Annotated in this window: 20 protein-coding genes and 1 riboswitch; of the genes, 6 read left to right on the top strand and 14 right to left on the bottom strand. The window is 38.4% G+C overall.

The annotated features are described in order from the left end of the window. Positions 1–139: 139 nt before the first annotated feature. Positions 140–1,093, top strand: a complete 954-nt coding sequence (locus tag OOZ15_RS01025) for a lytic transglycosylase domain-containing protein (RefSeq protein WP_265953829.1) — start codon at positions 140–142, stop codon at positions 1,091–1,093. Positions 1,094–1,149: 56 nt separating this feature from the next. Here OOZ15_RS01025 and OOZ15_RS01030 read toward each other — a convergent pair whose 3' ends face one another. Continuing rightward, positions 1,150–1,665 carry a DUF2892 domain-containing protein gene (locus OOZ15_RS01030; protein ID WP_265953830.1) on the bottom strand — a complete coding sequence of 172 codons (516 nt, stop codon included), beginning with the start codon at positions 1,663–1,665 and terminating at the stop codon, positions 1,150–1,152. A 294-nt stretch (positions 1,666–1,959) separates the two neighbouring features. On the opposite strand from OOZ15_RS01030, the gene rpmH reads away from it, so the two are divergent. The 3 genes from rpmH to OOZ15_RS01045 all read left to right on the top strand — a co-directional run bounded on the left by rpmH (position 1,960) and on the right by OOZ15_RS01045 (position 6,857). Beyond that, complete coding sequence (gene rpmH, locus OOZ15_RS20225) at positions 1,960–2,118, top strand: 50S ribosomal protein L34 (RefSeq protein ID WP_265953832.1); 159 nt, start codon at positions 1,960–1,962, stop codon at positions 2,116–2,118. Between the two features lie 100 nt (positions 2,119–2,218). After that, positions 2,219–5,071: a carbamoyl-phosphate synthase large subunit gene (gene carB, locus OOZ15_RS01040; RefSeq protein ID WP_265953834.1), complete on the top strand. Its 2,853-nt coding sequence runs from the start codon at positions 2,219–2,221 to the stop codon at positions 5,069–5,071. A gap of 205 nt (positions 5,072–5,276) precedes the next feature. Beyond that, positions 5,277–6,857, top strand: a complete 1,581-nt coding sequence (locus tag OOZ15_RS01045) for a rhamnogalacturonidase (RefSeq protein ID WP_265953836.1) — start codon at positions 5,277–5,279, stop codon at positions 6,855–6,857. On the opposite strand, the gene OOZ15_RS01050 is transcribed toward OOZ15_RS01045, so the two are convergent. The 9 genes from OOZ15_RS01050 to OOZ15_RS01090 all read right to left on the bottom strand — a co-directional run bounded on the left by OOZ15_RS01050 (position 6,851) and on the right by OOZ15_RS01090 (position 14,070). After that, positions 6,851–7,555, bottom strand: a complete 705-nt coding sequence (locus OOZ15_RS01050) for a DUF3307 domain-containing protein (protein WP_265953838.1) — start codon at positions 7,553–7,555, stop codon at positions 6,851–6,853. The genes OOZ15_RS01045 and OOZ15_RS01050 overlap by 7 nt on opposite strands. A gap of 15 nt (positions 7,556–7,570) precedes the next feature. Further along, positions 7,571–8,182, bottom strand: a complete 612-nt coding sequence (locus OOZ15_RS01055) for a transcriptional regulator (protein ID WP_265953840.1) — start codon at positions 8,180–8,182, stop codon at positions 7,571–7,573. 83 nt (positions 8,183–8,265) lie between these two features. Beyond that, entirely contained in the window at positions 8,266–8,829 is a 564-nt protein-coding gene (locus tag OOZ15_RS01060; protein WP_265953842.1) for an acyl-CoA thioesterase, read from the bottom strand. A gap of 28 nt (positions 8,830–8,857) precedes the next feature. Further along, complete coding sequence (locus OOZ15_RS01065; RefSeq protein WP_265953843.1) at positions 8,858–10,186, bottom strand: DNA recombination protein RmuC; 1,329 nt, start codon at positions 10,184–10,186, stop codon at positions 8,858–8,860. 108 nt (positions 10,187–10,294) lie between these two features. Beyond that, the gene (locus OOZ15_RS01070) at positions 10,295–11,095 is read right to left on the bottom strand and encodes an ABC transporter ATP-binding protein (RefSeq protein ID WP_265954077.1); all 801 of its coding nucleotides are present in this window, start codon (positions 11,093–11,095) and stop codon (positions 10,295–10,297) included. 11 nt (positions 11,096–11,106) lie between these two features. Then, a complete protein-coding gene (locus OOZ15_RS01075; protein ID WP_265953845.1) occupies positions 11,107–12,138 on the bottom strand; it encodes a FecCD family ABC transporter permease in 1,032 nt (343 codons plus the stop codon). Beyond that, positions 12,135–13,301 carry an ABC transporter substrate-binding protein gene (locus tag OOZ15_RS01080; RefSeq protein ID WP_265953846.1) on the bottom strand — a complete coding sequence of 389 codons (1,167 nt, stop codon included), beginning with the start codon at positions 13,299–13,301 and terminating at the stop codon, positions 12,135–12,137. The genes OOZ15_RS01075 and OOZ15_RS01080 overlap by 4 nt, the downstream gene beginning before the upstream one ends. Before the next feature lie 99 nt (positions 13,302–13,400). Further along, positions 13,401–13,760: a HepT-like ribonuclease domain-containing protein gene (locus OOZ15_RS01085; protein WP_265953848.1), complete on the bottom strand. Its 360-nt coding sequence runs from the start codon at positions 13,758–13,760 to the stop codon at positions 13,401–13,403. Beyond that, a complete protein-coding gene (locus OOZ15_RS01090) occupies positions 13,753–14,070 on the bottom strand; it encodes a nucleotidyltransferase family protein (RefSeq protein ID WP_265953850.1) in 318 nt (105 codons plus the stop codon). The genes OOZ15_RS01085 and OOZ15_RS01090 overlap by 8 nt, the downstream gene beginning before the upstream one ends. 97 nt (positions 14,071–14,167) lie before the next feature. Continuing rightward, a riboswitch (cobalamin riboswitch) is annotated at positions 14,168–14,381 on the top strand. A 70-nt stretch (positions 14,382–14,451) separates the two neighbouring features. On the opposite strand from OOZ15_RS01090, the gene OOZ15_RS01095 reads away from it, so the two are divergent. Beyond that, positions 14,452–16,326 carry a TonB-dependent receptor plug domain-containing protein gene (locus tag OOZ15_RS01095; RefSeq protein ID WP_265953852.1) on the top strand — a complete coding sequence of 625 codons (1,875 nt, stop codon included), beginning with the start codon at positions 14,452–14,454 and terminating at the stop codon, positions 16,324–16,326. 157 nt (positions 16,327–16,483) lie between these two features. Here the strand turns inward: OOZ15_RS01095 and OOZ15_RS01100 are convergent, their stop codons facing one another. Together OOZ15_RS01100 and OOZ15_RS01105 are read right to left on the bottom strand one after the other, a co-directional pair. After that, positions 16,484–16,975, bottom strand: coding sequence for an SRPBCC family protein (locus OOZ15_RS01100; protein ID WP_265953854.1), 492 nt, complete (start codon positions 16,973–16,975; stop codon positions 16,484–16,486). Positions 16,976–17,084: 109 nt separating this feature from the next. Beyond that, positions 17,085–17,546, bottom strand: coding sequence for an SRPBCC family protein (locus OOZ15_RS01105; protein ID WP_265953856.1), 462 nt, complete (start codon positions 17,544–17,546; stop codon positions 17,085–17,087). Between the two features lie 135 nt (positions 17,547–17,681). On the opposite strand from OOZ15_RS01105, the gene OOZ15_RS01110 reads away from it, so the two are divergent. After that, the gene (locus tag OOZ15_RS01110) at positions 17,682–18,653 is read left to right on the top strand and encodes a GlxA family transcriptional regulator (protein WP_265953857.1); all 972 of its coding nucleotides are present in this window, start codon (positions 17,682–17,684) and stop codon (positions 18,651–18,653) included. Between the two features lie 89 nt (positions 18,654–18,742). Here OOZ15_RS01110 and OOZ15_RS01115 read toward each other — a convergent pair whose 3' ends face one another. Together OOZ15_RS01115 and OOZ15_RS01120 are read right to left on the bottom strand one after the other, a co-directional pair. Further along, a complete protein-coding gene (locus OOZ15_RS01115; RefSeq protein ID WP_265953858.1) occupies positions 18,743–18,922 on the bottom strand; it encodes a hypothetical protein in 180 nt (59 codons plus the stop codon). 108 nt (positions 18,923–19,030) lie between these two features. Beyond that, entirely contained in the window at positions 19,031–19,846 is an 816-nt protein-coding gene (locus OOZ15_RS01120; RefSeq protein ID WP_265953860.1) for a hypothetical protein, read from the bottom strand. Positions 19,847–20,201: the final 355 nt, after the last annotated feature.

The following is a 20,201-nucleotide window of genomic DNA, read 5'->3' on the forward strand; positions in this document are numbered from 1 at the left end:
ATCATCCTGAAAAAGATGAAAAATAAATCTACGGTTCTGAAAACTAACTAACTATCGAAGAATCGTGGGGCAAAAGAAAATGCATTGTGTGCGTTTTCGATTTTAAAATTCAATATCAATACATTAATTAATTTATTAAATGAGGGATATTAAAAATATACTAGTAGTAGTTGGAGTTGCAATTGTTTCTGCTGTATTTATAAATGCGGTACAGACAACACCATCACTTGATAACGAGACATATAAATCCAAAGACAAGGATAGCCTTAGCTTGGTGAACGATTATAATGTCTACGCGATAAAAACCCCTAAAAACATAGATTTTGCAGGTGAACGGGTACCTGTTGAAGATCCGGATGTAAAAGAGAGGCTCGATAGAGAACTCTTGGTAAATACCTATTGGCAGTCTAACGGGTTATTACTCATAAAAAGGGCTAATAAATATTTCCCGATAATCGAGCCTATTTTGAGATATCAAGGAGTGCCGGAAGACTTTAAATACCTGGCTGTGATAGAAAGTGGGTTGACACAGGCAGTTTCTCCGGCCGGAGCAACGGGTTTTTGGCAGTTAATGAAAGGGACAGCTCGTGAATATGGATTGGAAGTGAACGACAATGTAGACGAGCGCTACCACATTCAAAAATCTACGGAAGTAGCTTGTGCCTATTTAAAGAAAGCAAAAGAACGCTTTGGTTCGTGGACTATGGCAGCAGCGGCATACAATGCAGGTCAATACGGAATGGCAAAACAATTGGATCGCCAGGAGGTGGATGATTATTATGATGTTTTATTAGGGGAAGAAACCGGACGTTATGTGTTTAGGATTTTGGCACTAAAGGAAATCCTTTCTCATCCTAAAGATTACGGTTTTAATTTTGATCAGGAAGATTTATATAAACATATTCCTGTCAACGAAGTTGAGGTAGATACTGCTGTGAGTAATTTTCCTAAGTTTGCAAAGCAATTTGGTGTCAACTATAAAATATTGAAAATCCACAATCCTTGGCTTAGGGATGCCCACCTAAACAATAGTTCCCGAAAGAAATATTATATAGAAATTCCAAAAGAAGGATATTATCCTCTTGTGAAATAATATAGAATTGAAAGAAAAAAAGGAAAAGCAAAGGCCGAGGGAGAAATTCTTCGGCCTTATATTTTTTTCATCTGTTGTTGCATCATTTTGATCTGATCTTTCAACATCTTTTGTTTATCCAGTTTTTTGGCCTCATTCAGCAACATGGTCGCTTCTCTTTTTCGGCGTTTTTGCATAGCGATACCGGCAAGGCTCAATTTAGCCATGGCAAGGTCATAGTCCATAGAAAGTCCAAGCTTGATAGCCTTTTTGAAATATTTTTCAGCTTCGGTCAGGTTGGTTTGAGAAGACATAATGCCTTTCAGGTAGTTGTAATATCCTTGCTGTTTAACGGTCAATGCGCTCTGCGGATTTTTGATCTTGCTCAACCATTTCCCTGTTCCTTCAAAATCTTGTTTTCGCATTCTTAAAAATGCCAGCAAAATCATTTCATTCCTAAAATACAGGAAAATGAAAATAAGCGACAGCAGTACAAGGGAAATCCCATTTCCTATGTTACCTTCAATAAATTGATAAACGGCATAGGCAATGATTAAACCGGCAATGACTAATTTTATATTTTTGTTGAACATATATAGGTATTTCTTTTGCTGGGCAAAAGTACATAAAATTTTTTCGTTGAAAATTATATATTCTTGCAATGAAAAAAATATATGGACTTTCCCAAAGTGAAATTAAAATTAGTATTTTTTGATTACAAATTTTAATTTTTCACATGAGGAAAGGTAATAAAAACAAATAAAAATATTTTTAAAAAGGTATTTGTCAATGTGAAAAGTCTTTGTATATTTGCGCCCAGCTTTTGTGAGGATATTGCAAGCCATTAAAAAAGATAGAATTACCAAAGAAGATAAAGATATTTTATAATGAAAAGAACGTTTCAACCATCAAAGAGAAAAAGAAGAAATAAGCACGGTTTCAGAGAAAGAATGGCTACTGTGAACGGTAGAAAGGTGCTTGCTAGCAGAAGAGCAAAAGGTAGAAAAAGATTATCTGTTTCTTCAGAACCGAGACATAAAAAATAATGATATTCAAATCATTAAAATATAGAGGTGTTGCTTTTAAAGTAACACCTTTTTTTATATCTGAACAATACTTTATATTTATTCAACACTTTATTAAAAAATGCCAAAAAGAAAAGACCTTAAATGTATACTTATAATAGGTTCGGGACCTATTATAATCGGGCAAGCATGTGAGTTTGATTATTCAGGATCACAATCGCTTCGATCATTGAGAGAGGATGGAATTGAAACTGTGCTGATCAATAGTAATCCGGCAACGATCATGACAGACCCTTCCATGTCCGATCATGTATATTTAAAACCACTTACCACTAAATCACTGATAGAAATTCTTGAAAAACATAAGAATATTGATGCTGTTTTGCCTACTATGGGAGGGCAAACAGCCTTGAACTTGTGTATTGAGGCTGATGAAAAAGGAATATGGGAAGATTTTGGAGTGGAGATCATAGGGGTTGATATTGATGCTATAAACATTACAGAAGACAGGGAGAAGTTTCGTGAGTTGATGGAAAAAATTGATGTGCCCATGGCGCCACAGGCTACGGCTACTTCTTTCCTGCAAGGAAAAGAAATAGCACAAGAGTTTGGTTTTCCTTTGGTGATCAGGGCTTCCTATACATTGGGAGGAGCAGGAGCATCAATAGTGTATGATCCTAAAGATTTTGACGAGATGTTGAGCAGGGGCTTGGAGGTTTCTCCTATTCACGAGGTGATGATCGACAAAGCCTTGATGGGGTGGAAGGAATATGAATTGGAGCTGCTTCGAGACGATAATGATAATGTAGTTATCATCTGTACCATTGAAAACATGGACCCGATGGGAATCCATACCGGAGACTCGATCACAGTTGCTCCGGCTATGACCTTATCTGATAGGACTTTCCAGAGAATGAGGGATATGGCTATCAAAATGATGCGCAGTATCGGGGATTTTGCCGGAGGTTGTAACGTACAGTTTGCTGTGAGTCCGGACGAAAAGGAGGATATTATTGCCATTGAGATCAATCCTCGTGTTTCGAGGTCTTCGGCATTGGCTTCAAAAGCAACAGGTTACCCTATTGCTAAAATCGCGAGTAAATTGGCCATTGGTTATACCTTAGACGAATTGGAAAACCAGATCACAAAATCAACTTCGGCCTTGTTTGAGCCTACTTTGGACTATGTGATCGTGAAAATACCAAGATGGAACTTCGATAAATTTGAAGGTTCAGACCGCACCCTAGGTTTGCAGATGAAGAGTGTTGGAGAGGTGATGGGAATCGGACGTTCTTTCCAGGAAGCGCTTCACAAAGCTGCACAATCGCTGGAGATAAAGCGAAACGGACTTGGAGCCGACGGAAAAGGGTATAAAGATTATGATGTCATTATCGAGAAATTGACAAATCCGAGTTGGGATCGCGTTTTTGTGATTTACGACGCTATTCAAATGGGAATCCCGTTGAGTAGAATCCATGAAATCACAAAGATTGATATGTGGTTCTTGAAACAATATGAAGAATTGCACTATCTCGAAAAGGAAATTTCTACACATACTATAGAAACTTTGCCAAAAAGGATGCTTCTTGAGGCTAAACAAAAAGGCTTTGCCGACAGGCAAATCGCCCATATGTTGGAATGTTGGGAGAGTGAAGTCTATAACAAAAGGGAAGAGCTGGGAATCAACCGAATTTATAAGTTAGTTGATACTTGTGCGGCAGAATTTAAAGCAGAAACACCGTATTATTATTCCACTTTTGAAGATGTTGTTGAAACGGCCGACGGAAGACAATTCTCTGATAACGAAAGTGTGGTCACCGATAAGAAAAAGATTGTAGTCCTTGGTTCGGGACCGAACAGGATCGGACAAGGAATCGAGTTTGATTATTGTTGTGTGCATGGGGTGCTGGCTTCTGCTGAGTGTGGCTACGAAACCATTATGATCAACTGTAACCCGGAAACGGTTTCTACGGATTTTGATACGGCAGACAAGCTGTATTTCGAACCTGTTTTCTGGGAACACATCTACGATATTATCCGCCATGAAAAACCGGAAGGGGTTATTGTTCAGCTCGGTGGGCAAACGGCATTGAAACTGGCCGAAAAACTCGATAAATACGGAATCAAGATCATAGGGACAAGCTTTGAATCCTTGGATTTAGCTGAAGACAGAGGTAGTTTCTCAAAACTGTTACAGGAAAACAATATTCCTTATCCTGAATTTGGAGTGGCTGAAACTGCTGATGAGGCACTTGCCTTGGCAGACGAACTTGATTTCCCTATCCTCGTAAGGCCTTCTTATGTGTTGGGAGGACAAGGAATGAAGATTGTTATCAATAAAAAAGAACTGGAGGAGCATGTGGTTGATTTGTTAAGGAAGATACCAAACAACAAATTGCTGCTGGACCACTATCTCGACGGAGCTATTGAGGCGGAAGCTGATGCGATTTGCGATGGCGAAGATATTTATATCATCGGAATCATGGAGCATATTGAGCCCTGCGGAATCCACTCAGGGGATTCAAATGCAACTTTACCGGCCTTCAATTTAGGGGATTTGGTACTTCAGCAGATAAAAGATCATACAGAAAAGATTGCTTTGGCATTGAATACGGTAGGATTGATCAACATTCAATTTGCCATAAAAGATGATAAGGTATATATCATCGAGGCTAACCCGAGAGCTTCACGAACCGTTCCTTTTATTGCAAAAGCATATAAGGAGCCCTATGTGAACTATGCTACCAAAGTGATGTTGGGCGAGAAAAAGATCAAGGACTTTGATTTTAAACCGAAATTAGAAGGATATGCTATTAAACAACCGGTGTTCTCTTTCAATAAATTCCCGAATGTGAATAAAAACTTGGGACCTGAAATGAAGAGTACAGGGGAAAGCATCCTGTTTATCGACAGTTTGAAAGACGATCAGTTTTACGAACTGTACCACCGAAGAAAAATGTACTTGAGTAAATAAAACTTACAAAGTGTATACCATATAAAAAGCTGTTGGATTTGATATTCGGCAGCTTTTTTTGTGGGTTTTGTTTTCGGAAAAACGCTTTTCAGAAAAACTCAGTATAGCACAGGATAGTGTGAAATTATAAAAACACTTACATTTGAAAGGAACACAGGTCTTTTTTAAATTGATATACTAGAATTATGCTATATAAATGATGAAATTGAAACTACTAAAAGTTTTTTTGGGAATTGTTTTCCTGATGAGTGTTAGTCCGATTACGGCTCAGCCTCCAGGTTGTTTTGATATTAGGGAATACGGAGCTGTTGGCGATGGGAAAACATTGGCGACTGAAGCTATTAACAAAGCGATTGAAGCTGCATCTGAAGCTGGGGGAGGAACGGTTTTCTTTCCTGCGGGGACATTTTTGAGTTATTCCATTCGCTTGAAAAGCAATATTCGGCTCTATCTCGACCAGGGGAGTGTGTTGTTGGCAGCAGATGCTTCTGCAGGAGGACGTTATGACGAACCAGGGAAAGGCGCAGGGAATAAATATCAGGATTACGGACATAGTTATTGGAGAAATAGCCTGATTTGGGGAGAAAACCTTACTGATGTTTCCATCGTAGGACCAGGGATAATTCTTGGAGAGGGACTGAGCCGTGGTTTTTACCGATCAGAAAACTGGGAGGCTAAAGGCATCCCGGCCGGACCTTATATGTGGGATGGTGGAGCCAATAAAGCGATTGCATTAAAATTGTGTAAAAACGTGATCCTAAAGGATTTTACGATTGTTAAAGGCGGTCATTTTGGGATTCTTGCAACCGGGGTGGACAATTTAACCATCGACAACCTGAAAATAGATACAAACCGTGACGGGATGGATATAGACTGCTGTAAAAATGTGCGGATATCCAATTGTACGGTCAATTCCCCCAACGATGATGCGATTGTGTTGAAAAGCTCTTATGCATTGGGCTATGCCAGACTTACCGAAAATGTGATCATAACCAATTGTCAGGTTTCGGGTTATGATGTGGGTTCGCTTGTTGATGGGACATTTCGAAAAAATGAAGGTCATTTGGTGCCGGACCAAGAAGCGCCTACGGGAAGAATAAAACTCGGAACGGAATCCAACGGAGGGTTTAAGAATATCACCATTTCCAATTGTGTTTTCGATCGTTCACGGGGACTTGCCCTTGAAACTGTTGATGGCGGACATTTGGAAGATGTCACCATTATCAATATATGCATGCGGGATATTACCAACTCTCCTTTCTTTTTGCGGTTAGGAGCGCGTATGCGAGGGCCGGAAGATACTCCGGTGGGGCATTTACGAAGGGTTCAGATTAGTAATGTCAATGTTTATAATGCAGATTCTCATTTTTCGAGCATCATTAGTGGTATTCCCGGTCATGATATTGAAGATGTGAGTTTGCGGGATATTAATATTTGGTATAAACCTTTGGATTCTGCTAAAACCCAGATTCAAAAAGTAGTTCCGGAATATATAGATTCCTATCCTGAACCCGCAAAATTTGGGGTAATGCCTGCTTATGGGTTTTTTGTCAGGCATGTAAAGAATATTGAGATGAGCAACATCAACATTCATTTTCTGGGGGAAGAAACGAGAACTGCGATCATTCTTGATGATGTTAGAGGAGCTGAATTGCTAAATATCGAAGCCCAAAAAGCGGAAAAAGCACCGATATTACAACTTCGTAAATCAGAAGAGATTACAATCAGGGACAGTAATGGACTTGATGATGTCCATATTGAAAAGGCTACAACCGCGGATTATTGAAAGCTGTAGTGGAGGAACAAAAGCGAACACACAATAGCAATCCCGAAGCTGAGAAGTGTTCCTATCAAAATATACTCGGTGAGTTTTCGGTCTTTGGCTTCGGTGAGGTCACTAAATCTGAAAATAGATTTGGCGGCAATTAAAAATCCCACACCTTCCCAATGTTCGGTGATGATAAAAGCGAATACCAAAAGCCTTTCGAGCATCCCGATATATTTTCCGGCATTTTCCAGGGAATCCCCTTTGTCCATTTCGGTTTTTGGGGTGTAAACGGAAATAAGCGTTTTAATGAAAATAGAAGTGGGCTCGGTGAGAAAAATAATGGCTGTAATGAGTAATAATGTGTTTTTATCCGCTTGAAATGATAAATCAAGATTACCGTTGAAAAAACATATCAGAAAAATGACCGCGATATGCAATAGCTGATCTGAAAAAAAGAGAATCCTACGGGTTTTATCGGTTTGGATGATGAGTTTTGCTGCATCGATTATCAAATGTGAAGCTCCGATGATCAACGGAACATACCATAAATTCAAATCCCAAACAAAAAGAAAGGCTAAAATGGTGTGGAGTAATACGTGAAGGTATAGTTTAGGGGATTTTAGTTTTTTAGTTTCTTTTTCCGCTACCCATTTTTTGGATTGAAAAACAAAGTCACCCAGTAGGTGTGCCAGTAAAAGTCTTAAGAATAGCTCCATAGGTCGTTAATGTTTTTAAAGGATTTCTATTTTGTTTCGGTACATCTTGTCTAATCTGAATATATCTTCCAAAAAAGCCCTTTTCTGTCGTTCGCTGACAGAATTTTGCTTGATTCCTATCAATTCTCCCAATTCTTTTTGTGAAAAATCAGGGTTTGCAATGTTTAAGTTTACAATTTCAGCAGCATTGGTCGTCCAATTGTCCATCGCAATCAACATCAGTCTGAAATACAAGTTGAGCTCTTCATTGAGTTTAAGGTTTTTGGTTTTGATGGCCAGGTTTATTTTTTCTTTCTTTAGGAGTTCAAATTGTTCTCCTGAAAAAATAAAAGCCTCTCCGGTAGATTCAGAGATGTTAAAAGACCGGTATCTCTTTTTTCCTACACCAATAGATATGCGTACATCCAGTCCGTTTACTGATTTTATAACGGATTTAATCCTGACAGCTGCTAAAAAAGCTTCTCGCGGATCTGGGATTTCCACCTGAAAGCTATCACCCCTGAAAATTTCCCATGCCTTTTGTGTAGGGGTTATTTTTTTTAATAAACCTTTTAAAGGAACAAGCCATTTGTTAGGGTTGTCCACATTTCTGGATTTGATAATATCTCCTGTTATTACACTTGTCATTTTTCAAATATCGTATAAATGTATGATATATGCAAATATCGTCTTAAAACACGATATAATAAAATATCGTTTAAATAAACGATTTATAAATCAATCTTTACATTATAACCTTCCAATTCATGGATCACTTGATCGACTGTGTAGTCTAGCTGACTGGAATATTTTTGACGTTCTTTTTTCAATTCCATGCGTTTGATACTTTTAAAGAAACGTTTCAGATCGTTTTTTGATTCCAATACGAGTCCGGGAACTTTTACGCTTTTACCTTTGTCATCTTTGGCGACCATGGTGATATAAGAGGAATTACAATGTTTTACGGCTCCGTTCTGGATGTTTTCTGCTTCAACACGAATACCAACAACCATAGAGGTGTTTCCGACAAAGTTGATGGAAGCTTTCATGGTGACTAGTTCACCAATTTCAATGGGCTTGAGGAAATCGACCGTGTCAACCGAAGCGGTCACGCAATAGGAACCGGAATGCTTGGATGCACAAGCAAATGCAATCTGGTCTAAAAGGGATAAGATATAACCTCCGTGGATTTTCCCACTGAAATTGGAATGGGAGGGAAGCATCAGTTCTGAAATTTCAACTCGCGAAGCCGATGCAGGTTTAAATATTGTTTTGGTGTCTTTTGTTTTTGACATGTTGGTTAGTGCAAATTTTTAATAGTATTTATTCTTCTATATCTTCGTCAGAGGATCGATCGAGCCATTTTTGGTCAATTTGTTTACTGGCTTTGGCTCCAAGCTTTTTGAGCTTTTCAACCCTACCGAGCAAATTCCCTCTTCCGGTGAGTTTGGTCATGGATGAGGTATAGGTGTTTTGTACGGTTTGCAGTTGTTTTCCCACTTTTTCGAAGTCATCCAACAGGTTCTTAAACTGATCGTACAACCTTCCGGCTTGAACGGCAATATCTAGCGCATTTTTATGTTGTTTATCGTTTTGCCACATGCTGTCAATAGTGCGCAAAGTGGCCAATAGGGTAGAAGGCGTAACGATAACGATGTTCTTTTCAAAAGCGGTGTTGTAGAGTTGAGGCTCTTGTTGCAATGCCATGGCAAAAGCCGGTTCAAGTGGAATGAACAACAAAACGAAATCCGGACTTTCAATTTGATAGAGTTCGTGATAATTTTTTGCGCTAAGCTGATCTACGTGTTTTTTTATCGAATTGACATGCTCTTTCAGCAGTGCCGGTTTTAGGTTTTCATCCTCTTCATTGACATAGCGCTCGTATGCGATCAATGATACTTTTGAATCGACAATCATTTTTTTGTTGTCCGGCAAGTGAATAATTACATCGGGGAGCACGCGTTTCCCGTCGTCTGTGGTAAAACTGTTTTGAACGGTATATTCGCTGTCTTTCTCCAAACCTGATTTTTCAAGTACTCGTTCCAAGACCAATTCGCCCCAATTCCCTTGCATTTTGGTGTCACCTTTTAGGGCTTTGGTAAGGTTGGACGCTTCTTTGGTGATCTGTTGGTTTAGTTCTTTGAGGTTTTTAAGTTGTTCCTGAAGTGCTGAATGACGGTTGATACTCTCTTTGTTAGAGTTTTCTACCCGTTTTTCAAAATGCTGTATCTTTTCCTGGAGTGGATCTAGGATGTTTTTGATGTTTTCCTTATTCTGAAGGGTAAATTTTTCTGATTTTTCCTCTAAAATCCTGTTGGCGAGAATTTGGAAGTCTTTTGTGAACTTTTCCTGAAGCTTTTCTACTTCCTCTTTTTGCTCTTTGTTTTTTTGAAGCAGGTTGTCAAAATCGACTTCTTTTCGGGAAAGTTGTATCGCCAGAGCTTCTTTTTGTTCTCTGATTTCTTCTTTCTGAACGCCTTCTTTTTCCACTTCTTCCTTTAATGAAGTAATGGTGTTTTGCAGTTGTTTTTCACGTTCTTCAGCAGTACTTTTTACAGAGCCGTGTTTTAATCGCTGAATGTAAATTCCGAGGAAAACCCCGGCAATGGCACAAACAAAAGCAATGAGTATAAGAAGAAGATTGTCGGTCATTATCCTGATTGAGTTGAAAGGTTAAATCTTAAACGAATTGTAAAGATAAAAGAATCGTACTGATTTTTTGTTTAGATCAAAAACAATTCTTGTTGTTCGATTTTGGACTTAATCGTCTTTTTTGACCTTAAAACTACCTGAAAGGGTGTCGAATTCCACAAATCCTTTGGGGAAAAGGTGTTGAAAACGGTCATTTTTAATAAGGTTTTCCGGACTGTCCAAGACAGAACCCTGCGGATGGAGGATCAATATTTTATCAGCCAATTGTATGGCGAGATCTATTTCGTGTGTTGAAAAAAGCACCGCTTTTTGGGTCTGATGCGCAATTTTCTTTAGCAGTTTTAACACAGAAACCTTGTGATAGATATCCAAATGTGTAGTGGGCTCGTCCAGGATAACCAGCGAAGTGTCTTGTGCCAGTGCTCTCGCGATCATCACCTTTTGTAACTGTCCGTCGCTGAGCTCAAAACATTTTTTATGTTTCATGGAGTCGAGGTCCATTAGGTCAATAACCTCCCTTACTTTTTCTTGATCGGTTTCAGATAGTTTTCCAACCCAATTGGTGTAGGGTTGTCTACCTAGTGCAATAACTTCAGCTACATTCAGGTTTTTTGCAGGGATATGTTCAGTTAAAACCACACTGATTTCCGTAGCTAATGTCAGCGGACTGTAAGTTTGGATCGGTTTTTTATTAAGGGTGATGCCCCCCGAAAGTGATGGTTGTATATTGGCAAGCGTACGAAGCAAGGTGGATTTCCCAATACCGTTGGCACCGACAATGGCCACAAGTTCTCCTTTTTCTATTTGAAAACTAATCTTTTCGGCTACAGTAATAGCATTTTTCTTGGATTTGTAGCCAATGCTTAAATCCTCAACTTTTAATACGGTATGTTTTTTATCTGTACTGATAACTTAAATTTTTAGAATACCATTTTTCGTTTCCTTACTAAAAGCCAAATCACGACAGGGGCTCCAACAATGGAAGTGATGGCATTGATGGGTAGTGAATGTTCACTGCCAGGTAATTGGGCAATGGTGTCGCATATGAGCATCAAAATACCTCCGTAAATAGCTGTGGCTGGAACCAAGACATGATGGTTGGGGGTATTGAAAATTTGCCTTGTTAAATGAGGTACTGCCAATCCTATAAATGCAATAGGACCGACATAGGCAGTCACACTTCCTGCCAAAATACTGGTAGCCACAATAATTAAATACCGGGATTTTTGGATGTGGGTACCCAAACTTCTCGCATAATTTTCACCCAAGAGCAAGGAATTAAGCGATTTGATGGAGATAACGGCCAGAATCAATCCGACGAGGACTAGAGTAGTGAGTAATATGATCTGGTCCCAACTCAGATTCCCCAAGTTCCCAAAAGACCAGAAAATATATTGTTGTAATTTCTCTTTGTTCGTAAAATAAGAGAGCACACTCACAACTGCAGCCGTAATGCTACCAAACATGAGTCCGATAATGAGCAATGCCATAGTGTCCCTTACCTTGGAAGCAACGATAACGATAGCCAATAAAACAACAAAACTCCCTAAGGTCGCTGCAATAGCTATGGAAAGTTGTCCAACGATCAATGAAGCGGCAACTCCCGTGAGAAGTGAACCTCCCATGATAAACAATGCAACTCCCAGACTGGCTCCGGAACTGATTCCCAAAACAAAAGGTCCGGCAAGCGGATTTCTGAAAAGGGTTTGCATGAGTAATCCACTTATAGACAGGCTACAACCCGTTAAAATTGCAGTGATGGCCTTCGGAATTCGATAGTGGAGTATGATATAGTTCCAGGATTCTTTTTCAACTTCTTGCCCTAAGACTGTATGAATAATTTCTTTCATGGGGATGGAAACCGACCCCAAACTGATGTTCAGCAGAAAGCAAAACAACAGCAAAACACTGATGATAATGAATGCTAAACGATATGTTTTTAATGATTTCAAGGATTTAAAGGCTTAAAAAAGACAGGCTCATAGGTCGGCAGTATTTCCGGATGCAAAATATGAATAATATCTTTTAATACGATATCGGGGCGGTTGGGAGCCAGTTCATAATACAATAAGCCTCCGGTAGCCCCAGTGGAAAGACTGTAAGTATAAATTTTCTTGTTTTTATAAGCATCAAAGCGGGTGTAATGCGGATTCGTTTCTTTCAATTGCTTGTAAGAAGTATACTGTCCTGGACCGATCCAAAACTCGGCATTTTGGCCTTTTTCCAAAACACTTTCAAAGTTGAGGGAGATACTTCCACTACCAGAAGTATCTTTCCATAAATAGTCGGCACCTGCATCTTTCAGGAAATGGGCAGCCCAACTTTCCCCGGTGGGGACATACCAAATATCTTCAAACATAGAACCGCTTAGAACCGTAGGTCGATTTTCGGCTTCTTGTGCCAATGCTTTGGCGGCGTTGTAGGAAGTGACAATCTCATTAAAAATAGAATCAGCTTCTTTTTCTTTATCGAAAAAAACACCAAAAAATTTGATCCATTCTGCTTTCCCCAAGGGATGGTCCTCTACCCAATCCCCGTTATACACAACAGGGATTCCGGCGTGTTCTATAGTGTTGTAGGTTTTGTTTTCGGCCTCAATACTGAATCCCATCACTAAGTCAGGTTTAAGATCGATGAGCACTTCCGTATTGACAGATTCATTCAAGCCGAGCTCTTGTATATTACCATTTTCCACATCTTTTCTCACACTTTTTGAAGAAATATAATCCGTACCCGGAAAACCAACCAATTTATCTTCAATCCCTAAAGATTCCACAGCGGGGATGTGGGTGGTAGAAGTGGCTACAAACCTTTCGACCGGGGTGGGGATGATTGCATCGTAGTTTGAGGCGTCGATCCTTATGGTTTTCATGTCTTTCTTGTTGATCAAAGCATATTCATAGGTCTTATCAGCATTATCCCATGGAGAATTCACTTTGATGACTGTTATTTTCCCTTGTTTGCTGATCGAAAAACCCTGTGCATATGTTACAGGAACCAAAGTTGCTTTTACTTCTTTTTCAGTTTGATTTTCCTTTACATCAGTATTTTTTCCCCCGGTTTCTTTTTTACAAGCCAGAAGAAGTATTACGGATAAGAATATGAGTTTTTTCACGTGTGATATATTTTTTCGGAATAAAATTAACCCTAATGAATAAAGAGGGTATAGAGAGCGCAACAATGAAGGAGCCCTTCATGGGGGGCATCCTTGGTGCTAGCCATTTTCATCTTCTTCATTTTGATTATTGGCAATATTTAACCAGTTGATAAGCGTGTCTAAATATGTTTCTATAATGCTCCAAACGATTTCGTGGTCGATTCCAAAATATTCATGGACAATTCTATTTCGAAACCCTCGAATCCTATTCCATTCAATTTTTGGATTTTTCTCCCTGAAATCGGCGTCAATTCTGTTGGCAGCTTCCCCTATGATTTCAAAATTTCGGATAACTGCGTCAATCGTTTTTTCATCGGATAAAAAATCATCAAAACTAAGTCCCTGTGTATATCGTTTTATCTTTAATGCAGATTGTAGCATATTATCTAACAGTAGTATGGTGTCCCGCTTAGACATATATTAAATCTGAGTTGATTGAATTTAAATATTTCTCTTTGATTCCTTTTTTGGAAACCAAATCGACTTTGAATCCGACAATTTTTTCCAACTCTTCAGCTAAATCAATAAACCTTATACCGATTCTATCTGAAAACTCCACGAGAATATCCAAATCACTGGAATTCTCTTGTTCACTGCGTGAATAGGAACCAAATATCGCCAATGATTTGATTGGGTAGTCTTTAAACAATCTACTTTTGTGACTACTCAATTTGTTTTTTATGTCTTGTAATGTTCTCATACTCCAAAAATACCAAATTTTACTCACTAAGTGAGATTTTAAATGCTCCGATGCTTGTGTCGAAGTATTTTTTACGTTGTGAAGTTAAGTTGTCCTTTCTTGGTTGGTCTTAACCAAATGTTTACTTTTACGCCGAATTTAAGGTTTTCAAATCTGTTATTGGCAGATTTGGATGAAAAGGGAATACGGTGTAATTCCGTAGCTGTTCCCGCAACTGTGTGCTTAGTCCGCCGTCGGCGGATGCTTGATGCACTTCTTTTAACCACTGTTCGTCATGAGCGGACGGGAAGGTAACATCAAGACGCAAGCCAGGAGACCTGCCTGAATTCAAAAATAATGTCAAACTTTCGGGATAAAGGTTTGCGTATGGGTACACTCATACTTTTTTCCCTTTTTAAAACTTCATAAATGAACAAAAGATTTATTTCTATTTGTGCAATCGGGTGTATATGCACATTAGGGATTGCTCAAGAAAACAACAGCACAGAACAAGATGAAAGTATTCCATTGGATGCTGTTGTAGTGTCCGATTCCCGATTTCAGCTAAAGCGGGAAAATTCGGGTAAAACGGTTATCAATATTTCTGAAGAAGAATTAAAACGAAACCAAGGACGATCGTTGGCAGAAATTATCAATTCCAAAAGTGGAATCGAAATTAACGGAAGCCGAAGTAATGCCGGGCAAAACCTTTCTTATTTTGTCCGTGGGGGAAATAACAGGCAAGTGCTTGTCCTTATTGATGGGATTCAGGTGAGCGACCCCTCACAAATCGCCGGGGATTATGATTTGCGTTTGGTCGATCTTTCCCAAATTGAATCCATTGAGATTGTAAAAGGTGCAGCAAGTACACTTTACGGAAATGCCGCAGCTACTGCTGTGATCAATATCAAAACAAAAGCGGCCGGAAAAGACAAGATATCGGGTGTTTTTGAAAGCAGTTTTGGAACCAATCAATCGGCTGAAGAAGATGATTATAAACTTGCTGAATTTTCAAACCGTGCGTCGGTCAACGGAACCTTGGGAAAATTCACCTATCTTGCCGGATTTGGAAATCAATTTACCGACGGACTTTCAGCAGTTGAAGGCGATGAAAGCGATCCGTTCAACAGAATTAATACCAACATTAATCTGGGATATGAATTCTCTGAACATTTTTCATTAAAGGTGTTGGGATATCATGACAAATATAAAGCGGATTTTGACAATTCCTTTCCTTTGCAGGATGATGATTATCGTTCGGTAAGTGAACAACTAAGAGTGGCTGTTGTTCCTAAATACACTTATAAAAATGGAAGCGTTTCTTTGAATGCGGCATACAATACCGTGGACAGGGAGATTTTTTCAGACTTTCCAATAGCCTATAAAGCCAATAGTTTGGTGGCAGATCTGTTCAATAAATACAACTTTAGTGATCAGTTTTACACCATTATCGGAATCAATTACATAAAAAATGAAGCTACTTTAGGCGCGGAAACCGATTTTAATATTACAGACCCTTATGCTAATATGGTTTGGGTGTCTGAATTCGGATTGAATATAAATGCCGGTGCACGGATGAATAATCACAGTGAGTACGGAAGTCATTTTACGTATAATTTCAACCCGTCGTACACTTTAAAGTTTGAAAAAGATTATTTGAAATTTTTGGGGTCGTATAGCACATCCTACATTGCGCCAAGTCTATCCCAATTATTTGGGCCTTTTGGAGCCAATCCGGATTTAAAACCTGAAGAAAACAGGACAATTGAAGGTGGTGTCGAATACAATAAACAAAATTTCAGGATCAGTGCGGTTTATTTCAATAGAGATGAAGAAAACTTTATTGATTATACAGTTATAGACCCGGAGACTTTTGAAAGTATGTATACCAATGTGGAAGAAGCATTTACTGTAAATGGAGTAGAAGTAGAGGTGTTGGCAAATCCGTTTGAGGCACTTTCAGTCAATGCCAATTATACCTTTACGGAAAACAAGGATAAGGTGACCTTGCGTATTCCGAAGCATAAAATAAACGCCGGGGTGCGTTATCAAATACAGGATAAAACAAACTTTGGGGTGGATTATCAATACACCGGAAAGCGTCTGGATACCGATTTCAGTACTTTTGAAAATGTGGAATTGGAAAGTTTTTCACTGTTGAATTTTACGGTGAACCACAGACTTTGTGACAACCTCAATGTCTTTTTGAATGTGGATAACATCTTTAACGAAGAATACACAGAAGTTTTAGGCTATACCACTCGTGGCAGAAATGCACGGATTGGTTTTAGGCTGAATTTGTAATTTGTATAAAGTTCAGAAGGTTGTTTTTAGGATCGTTTTTAACGTATCAATCAATCTTCTGGACTTTTTTCATGCAAGTTATTATGGACAAAAAACGGTTCAAGTTTGCACCTGAACCGCTATTGAATTTATATATTGATGGTTGTTATTATTCTATTTAATTCAATTTCCACTTATCAGCAAGTTCTTTGTTAAAACCTTCGCCTTCTTTAGGGTTGGGCTCTCCTTTACCTGTGGTAATCAATTTGTAAAGACTGTTGTTTATATAATTGTTCCATCCATCCCTACACACTTCAAAACACTCATAGAGAGCCGTTAGCCCCTCTTGGGTAAAAGTCAACCTGGTCTTATCGCCCTCTTTTGAAATATCAAAAATAATTCGGTTTCCAACCCATTCTTCCTTGTCTTCGATGAAGTCGAAACTGTTGTCTATGACCTTCCAAACTACTTTTTTGTTGGGAATCATTTCCACGACTTTCATTTTGCAGAGATGCATATCCTTGTAATGGTAGAACCATTCTTTGTTCAATTCGTCTGTAGGGCCTTCAATTTCTTCAGACCACCATCCGCGAACGTTATTGATGGCGTTGTACACTTCTTTTGGACTTTGATCTACCAAAATGGTAGTGCTGTAATCTTGTTTACTCATAATTGTGTGATTTATTGATTTATACTTACTAATTGTTATTGAATTCATGTTGCTTGTGATTGGCAATGGAAATATTACCAACAGGATTAAAAGTCTCATATTAAAAGTTTTAATTCAGTTTCTTTTCAAGGTTTTCCATATACTGTGTCCAAGCTCCTGAGCAATTCCCGTAGCATTCAAACTTGGGTATAAGTCCCTCGTGGGTAAAGCTTATCTTGGTCATATCACTTTCTTGGGTAATGTCAAACCGCAATTTTGTATTTACCCATTCATCGGTTTTGGTGAGAAACGAGAGCTTGGACTCAATAACCTCCCATACTATTTTTTGATTTGGAACAAGCTCAGTTAGCCTGTGCTTTGAATAGTGAGCTCCGCCACCCGCGCTAAATGAAAATTCATCATTGATCTTCTGGCTCTCGCCAATAATGGTCTCTTCAAAAAGTCCTGACCACCACTTATCGATGACCAAGAGTAAATTGAAGATTTCCTCAGGAGATTTCGGTGTGGTAAAACCGTAAGAAAAATCTTTTGTTCTTACTTTTTTATCCCCGGTTACATACTGTGTTTTCATACTATAATCTTTTTGTGTTGAACTTCTTGTTTACAAATATATATGTCTGTATTATACTTTTATGAGGGTAAATTAGACAAATTAAAAGGTTGATTTAGACAAATCATTTCTTTATTTTTGCTGAAACTTCCAATAATGAAACATCTTACCATACTTGTACCACAGGGACAGAACAATCTGAGTAGTGTCGTGGGGCCGTTTAAAATATTCAATAGGGCCAATGCTTATTTTGAGCAGGCCGGTAGGGAGAAGGTTTTTGATATAGAACTTGTGGGCACTAATGACAAAGTGGATTATTATCATGGCCTATTCACAGTAAATACGCAAAAAAGCATAGGGGATATAGACAAAACAGATCTGATCGTCATTCCTTCACTAAATCATAATTATGAGAGTGCCATTGCCGGTAATGAAGCTTTGATAAGGTGGATTTACAAACATTACAAAACCGGTACTGAAATTGCCAGTATCTGTACAGGTGCCTTTTTACTGGCTGCCAGTGGTGTGCTTGATGGGAAAAGCTGTTCTACTCACTGGGCCGCGGCGGAAAATTTCCGGAAAATGTTTCCTGAGGTCAAGCTTCAAACCGACCAATTGATAACTGATGAAAATGGTATCTATACAAACGGTGGGGCATACTCTTTTCTTAACCTGATGATTTATTTAGTAGAAAAGTACTATGACAGAGAAACTGCCATTTTTTGTTCAAAGGTGTTTCAAATAGACGTAGCCAGGAACCTGCAATCTGAATTCTCAATTTTCAACGGCCATAAAAAACACGATGATGAAGTAGTGCAGGAAGCTCAGGAATTCCTGGAGGAAAACTACCAAGAAAAGATATCAATTGAAACTTTGGCAAAAAAACTGAATGTAGGGAGGAGAAATTTTGATCGAAGGTTTAAAAAAGCTACAGAGTTTACACCATTAGAATATCTACAACGTGTAAAGGTTGAAGTAGCAAAAAAGACCTTTGAAAACACCAGGTTAAACGTTAACGAAGTTATGTATGATGTAGGTTATAGTGACAGTAAGGCCTTTCGGGAAGTATTTAGCAGGATTACCGGGCTTCCTCCAGTGGATTATCGGGCTAAATACAGTAAGGCGTAAAGTTTTGATGTGAGAATTGTTATTGAGTGACCGTTAAAGGGGTACGGTAGCAAGATTCAGGAATCATTGCCTAGAAACCCATTATCTATTTATCCCAAACTTTTACTTAAATAGAAAGCACACAAAAAGCCGCATACTGAGATAAGTCCGGTAGCTTTTCTTGTTTTTTGGAAAGCCTCCGGAATCATCGTGTCCACAATCATTGTGAGTACGGCTCCGGCAGCCAAAGCGGTGGTGCCCGCAGCAAAGCCATTATGCCCGAAATCCATTGTTGACCAAGTTTGAGGTAATAACCGCCCAAGGCACCTATTAAAAGTGCTGAACCGGCGATAAGCCCCCAAAGTGTGGCTTCAAGTGTTTCGTGCATGTCTTTATTTTTAGTGCTTATCCGTAGTTGTTTTCATTGATAAAATTGTCCAAGCTCTATTAGAATAATCTATTTGATTGTATATGGTATATTGTTTGTTTCCATCAATGTACTTAGCGTATGTCATGGTAACATCAATATGGACCTTGGGTTCAGATATTTCTCCAAAGGGAATATCAGTAAAATATCCAGGGTTAAATTTCCCATATTCACTCAGGTTTAATCTTTGGATTTGCTTTTTAATTTCTCTTTCATATTTGACTTGCCCATAGTAAGTGATAGAATCTTTGGTTAATCGAATAAAACTTCTTCTAGCTTTATTTAAAAAACATGAAGAGTCATTTTCTTTTGTATACCATTCTGCACTTATCTTATTTAATTTACTCAGGATATACCCGTTGTTTTGATTACTATAAAAATCCCTTAAATCCTTATGCGTGACAACTCTTTCTTCGGTGCCATAATATTTTGATTTATTCAGCAAAGTGATTTCTGATGGCTTGTTAGGGTGTATTAATATTTCAATGGTGTCCCCTATTTTGTTGTTATATTCTCTATTGTTTACAGTGAGTTTTTTAGTATAAGATTTCCCTGTTGAATCTGAGTATTTGAGTGTTAGTGAATATTTTAGTCTCGATCCAGTTCTGCTTAATCGTCTATAACTGTCTCTATTAAGTACCAATGCACTTGTTTTAATACCTTCATCATATAAGTTGTCTTCGATAATTTCCTGATTAACAACACTAATTATTGTTACCATAATAAATAGTCCAATTCCGACGAAAAGGGAATAATATTTTAATTTTTGTTTGTTAACCTTTCTCATGTTTGATTATACTATACTTTCACTATCCCTTTCAAATATAACTTTTTTCTTTAGGTCTGATTAGGGAGTTTTTGGGGTCGGAACGTAAAAATTTCATTAAATAACGTAAAAATAGAGGGTGAAACACTGAAATGCTTTACTGAATGAGGTGAAATGAAGGCTTAAACAGAAAATGTTTTGTGTTTATCTATGGCTTGGGATTTCAAACCCTCCGTCTTATCCGCTTTAGGCGGATAATCCACCTCCCTTCAGATGAAGGGAGGAGCCAATTCTTGAAAACTCAATCCTTCAACAAGCTCAGGATGACATCATACTCCATTTTAATAATTCAATCTTCAATTTTAAACTTTGAACC

Origin of the sequence: Galbibacter kalidii (assembly GCF_026241135.1) — a bacterium.
GTDB lineage: Bacteria > Bacteroidota > Bacteroidia > Flavobacteriales > Flavobacteriaceae > Galbibacter.